A 4,745-nucleotide genomic window follows, 5' to 3' on the forward strand; every position below is an offset into this window, starting at 1 on the left:
CGCCTCCGGCGTCGTGCGCACCCGGATCCACGCGGTGCAGGGCACCACCCGGCTCTCGCCGCTGGAGGGCGAGCGGGTCGCCGTGCCCGGCGTCGTGACCGCGACGCGCACGTTCGGCTCCGCGCGCGGGTTCTGGATGCAGGACCCCGACCCGGACGACGATCCGCGCACCAGCGAGGGTCTGTTCGTGTTCACCGGTGCGGCCGACCCGGACCTGTCCCCCGGTGACCGCGTCCGGGTGACGGGGACGGTGGAGGAGTACTACCCGGACGATCCGGCGACCTCGGATTTCCAGTCCGCCACGGAACTGGTCGATGCCACGTGGACGGTCTCCGCCCGTGCGGGGGAGGTGCCCGCGGCGCTGGGGATCGGCCCGGACACGGTCCCGGAGGAACGCACCGCCGAGCCGGGCGGGTCGATCGAACAGGCGCCCCTGCGGCCGGAGAAGTACGCACTCGACTTCTGGGAGGCGCACGAGGGCGAGCTGGTGTCGGTGCGCGACGTGCGCCTGGTCGGGCCGAGCACCGACTACGCCGAGCTGTACGCGACCACGAAACCGGAGCAGCACCCGACCGCACGGGGCGGCACGGTGAACCTCGGCTACGACCGGTCGAACACCGGCGTCCTCAAGATCGAGTCGCTGATCCCGTTCGGCGAGCGCCCGTTCCCGGAGGCGGACACGGGGGACACGCTCACCGGACGGACGGCGGGCCCGTTGGCCTACGACCGGTTCGGCGGCTACACGCTCATGGCGAACGTCCTCGGCGAGGTCACCGACAACGGGCTCGCCCGCGAGGTCACCCGCGCGCAGCGGCCCGGGGAACTGTCCGTGGCGACGTACAACGTGGAGAACCTCTCGGCCGTCGACGCGCAGGCGAAGTTCGACGAGCTGGCCCACGGCATCGTGCACAACCTCCGGTCCCCCGACATCGTCACGCTGGAGGAGATCCAGGACGACAACGGGCCGACCGGGGTCGACGACGGCGTCGTGTCGGCCCGGGAGACGTTGACCCGGTTCACCGACGCCGTCGAGGCGGCGGGGGGACCGCGCTACGAGTGGCGGCAGATCGACCCGGTCGACGGCGCCGACGGCGGACAGCCCGGCGGCAACATCCGCGTGGGCTTCCTGTTCGACCCGCGGCGGGTGTCGTTCGTGGACCGCCCCGGCGGGGACGCCACGACCCCGGTCGCGGTGAAGCGCCACCGCGGTGACGCGGCGCTGTCCGTCTCGCCGGGCCGCATCGACCCCGGTGACCGGGCGTGGTCGGACAGCCGCAAGCCTCTGGCGGGCGAGTTCCGGTTCCGGGGCCGGACGGTGTTCGTCCTGGCCAACCACTTCGCCTCCAAGGGCGGTGACCAGCCGGTACACGGCCGGTTCCAGCCACCGACGCGGTACTCGGAGCAGCAGCGCGTGCGCCAGGCCGAGGTGGTGCGCGGCTTCGTCGACGACCTGCTCGACGTCGACCCGCGGGCCAACGTGGTCGTCGCGGGGGATTTGAACGACTTCCCGTTTTCCCCGACCCTGCACACCCTCACCGAGGGCGGCGCACTGGAGGCGTTGGTGGAAACCCTCCCGCCCGGGCAGCGCTACAGCTATATCTACGAGGGCCGGTCCCAGGTCCTGGACCACATCCTCGTCTCGTCGGCCCCGCACCGGGTGGACTACGACGTGGTGCACCTCAACGCCGAGTTCGCCGACCAGCCCAGCGACCACGACCCCCAGATCACCCGCCTCATCCCGAGGTGACCCCCACCCCGCGAGTCGCCACCCCAGCCCGGCGAGTTGACGCCCCAACCCGGCGAGTTGACGCCCCAACACCACGAGTCGACGGGTCGTGCTTCCCGCGGGGTCGGGCTACCGGGCGCGGAGGGCGCTGCTGCGGTCTTCCGGTGGCTGTACCGGAGGGGGTGACGGGGTTCTCGGAACGCCCGTGTCGACGATGCGGACGTGGGATGACAAATCGCGGGCTTGGAGCGTGAACTCGTGGGCGTGGAGCGTCGACTCGCGGGTACGGAGTGGCGACTCGCGGGCGGGGGCGGGTCAGCGGGCGCGCCAGCCGAGGTCGACGACGGAGCGGGTGAGTTCCTGGTAGGCCGTGCGGATGTCCTCGGCGTAGCGGTCGAGGTGATCCTTGTGTGCCGAGGACGCCGGTTCGGGGTCCGGGCCCGGCTCCAGCCAGGACAGCCGCGAGATCTCGTCGCAGGCCATCCGCCAGAAGTGATACGCGCGCTCGGCCGCCGTGCGCTCGCGCTCGGTCGCCTTCTCGACGCGCTGCTCGGCGGCGCGGATCTCCGCGTCGAGCTCCCGGGCGCGGGCCCGCTCCCAGGAGCGCAGATCCTCGGCCGCCCTGCGGGCCAGGCCCATGACCTCCTTGTACCGCACGGCCGCACCCGGATCGTCAGGCATCGTCGGCCTCCTCTGCGTGGAACGGGATGGTGACCTCGGGGCTCGCGTGCGTGGTGCGGTCGAAGAACAACGCCCGCCCGGGTCGCGGCGACCAGTGCACCACCTGCCCGGCGCAGAACGGGGCGAGTTCGTTGCCCTGCACGTCCAGCGCCACCCACGCGCCGACGTCGTCGGTGCCGGCGAAACCGAGGGTGTCCTTGAGCCGGGACACCCCCCGCCACCAGCCGAGCACGTGGGTGCCCCGCACCGGCCCCTGCTTGAGGACGGTGCGCAGGTGGTCCAGCCCGCTGCTCGTGCCCGGATCCTTCCGTTCGAGCGCGGGCAGCACCGCGTCCACGCCGTGGAGGACGACGAAACGCGTGGTGTCGGTGTCGGACAGGCTCCCCGACAGGTCGGCCAGTGCGGCACCGAGGTCGTCGGGCGCCACCAGCCGCGCCTTGTGCCCCTCGGCGACCAGGGCCTCGCCCAGCCGCGTCACCTCGGGCAGACAGGTCGGCACCGCGCAGCTGAGCACGAACTCGACGTCGCCCGGGGCGAACTGCCGGGACAACGACCGGGTGGCCGCGTCGAGGATCGACAGGGCGTCCCGACGGGTGGTGCCCAGCACGGCGAGGTTGCGGCCCGGCGCGTCGGCCAGTTCGACGGCGTGGGCGTCGTCGGACACCGCGATCGCCTGACCCACCACGGCCCGCGGCCGGTCGGTGCGGGTCAGTGCGGTGAAGGCCGGGGAGTCGTCGAGCCGGGGCGCGATCGCGCCGTCGAACAGCCGGGGGCGGCCCTGCGTCCCGTACCGCTGCCAGAGCTGGCGTTGCAGCGTGGGGAACACGCCCCTGGCACTGGCGTCCGGGATGTGGGCGAGGGCGTTGCCGTGGGCGATGCCGGAGTCGTGGTTGATCACGGCGTGCCAGCGCGGGGCCGACACGGCCGCCTGGTTCGCCTCGGCGAGCACCCGGCGCGCCTTCGGCATCGCCACCCGCAGCGTGCACTGCTCGAACACGGCGGGCTTGCCCCAGAACGCCTCGATCCCGGCGATGTCCTGGCTGGCCAGGATCAGGTGGATGCCCTGCGACCGGCCGCGCCGCGCGAGGTCCTCCAGCAGCGCGGTGGCCATCCCGGTGACGCTGTCGCGTTCGGCGAACAGGTACTGGAACTCGTCGATCACCGCGACGATCCGGGGCCAGTGCCCCTCCGGGTCCTGCTCGCGCAGCTCGGCGAGGTTGGTGACCTCGAACTCCTTGGCCGCGGCCGAGCGCCTGCGCATCTCGTCGGACAGGTACCGCAGCAGGGCCAGGCCGAACTCGCGGTCGGTGTTCACGTTCACCCCGACCAGCCGGGCGTGCGGCAACCAGCTCTCGTCCTTGCGCCCCGGGGCGAGCCCGGCGAACGACACGCCCTCCTTGAAGTCCAGCAGGTACAGCGCCAGCTCGTCCGGCGAGTACCGGGCGGCGAGGCTACCGAGCAGGGCATAGAGGAAGTTGGTCTTGCCCGACCCGCTCGGACCGCCGATCAGCGCGTGCGGGGTGGTGTCGCCGATGACGACCTCCACCGGCTCCCCCTCGTGGAAGCCGACCGGGGCGCGCAGTTCGGCCGCCGAGTTGTGCCTGCCGAACTCGGTGGGCAGCAGGTCGGTGAACGACCGGGGCCCGCCCTGCCGGGCGATCAGCGAGTCGGCGATGCGGGAGGTCGCCGTCGCCACACCCCCGGCGGGCAGCGCCGGGTCGAGGTCAACGGGGACGTCGGTGCCGGTCATCGACGTGATCGCGCGCCGCTCGTCGAGCAGGCTGATCGTCTCCACCGCCCCGCCGAGCACGGTGGGCACGTCGACGAGGATCAACGAGATGCCCGCCGCGAGCGCCCCGCCGGCGATCCGTTTGAGGTCGCGCAGCTGTTCGGGAGGCAGGTCCTCGCCGTTGCCGTAGAGCACGACCACCCGCCACGGCTCGGTGCGTCGCCCGGTGGCCTCCCGCTGCGCCCGCAGCGAGGGGTATCCCGACTGCATCGTCCGGGCGTTGGTGCGGCGGATCTGTCCGGCCAGTTCGTCGAGCAGCTCCTCCAGCCGGGTCGGGTCGTGCACGGTGACCGCACTGGTGCGGGTCAGGGCGTAGAAGTTCGGCAGCACGGTGGTGAGCTGACCGACGTCCAACAGGTCCACCTTGACCGCGCCGGGGACGAACGTGGACAGCACCCGCATCAGCAGGTTCTCCACCACCGCGTCCACGGTGCTCCGGGTCCCGGGCGCGGAGGTGATCGCCAGGTGTGACTCGTCGAGCAGCGGGAGGGCGACGTCGAACGTCTCCTCCCGCACCGCCACGGGATCCGCACCGGGCCCGGCGAGCGG

At 72.7% G+C, this 4,745-nt stretch carries 3 protein-coding genes; 1 reads left to right on the top strand and 2 read right to left on the bottom strand.

Going from position 1 to position 4,745, the window contains the following annotated elements; genetic code table 11:
* Nucleotides 1-1,747 (top strand): endonuclease/exonuclease/phosphatase family protein (locus tag SACHA_RS19460; RefSeq protein ID WP_019806201.1); only part of this gene is annotated, 1,747 nt, incomplete at its 5' end.
* Between the two features lie 294 nt (nucleotides 1,748-2,041).
* Here SACHA_RS19460 and SACHA_RS0100010 read toward each other — a convergent pair.
* Nucleotides 2,042-2,407, bottom strand: a complete 366-nt coding sequence (locus SACHA_RS0100010) for a hypothetical protein (protein WP_019806202.1) — start codon at nucleotides 2,405-2,407, stop codon at nucleotides 2,042-2,044.
* Nucleotides 2,400-4,745: FtsK/SpoIIIE domain-containing protein (locus tag SACHA_RS19465; RefSeq protein WP_083935736.1), on the bottom strand; the 2,346-nt coding region annotated here is incomplete at its 5' end. The genes SACHA_RS19465 and SACHA_RS0100010, both read right to left, overlap by 8 nt.

It is taken from the genome of Saccharomonospora halophila 8, assembly GCF_000383775.1.
Classification (GTDB): Bacteria; Actinomycetota; Actinomycetes; order Mycobacteriales; family Pseudonocardiaceae; genus Saccharomonospora; species Saccharomonospora halophila.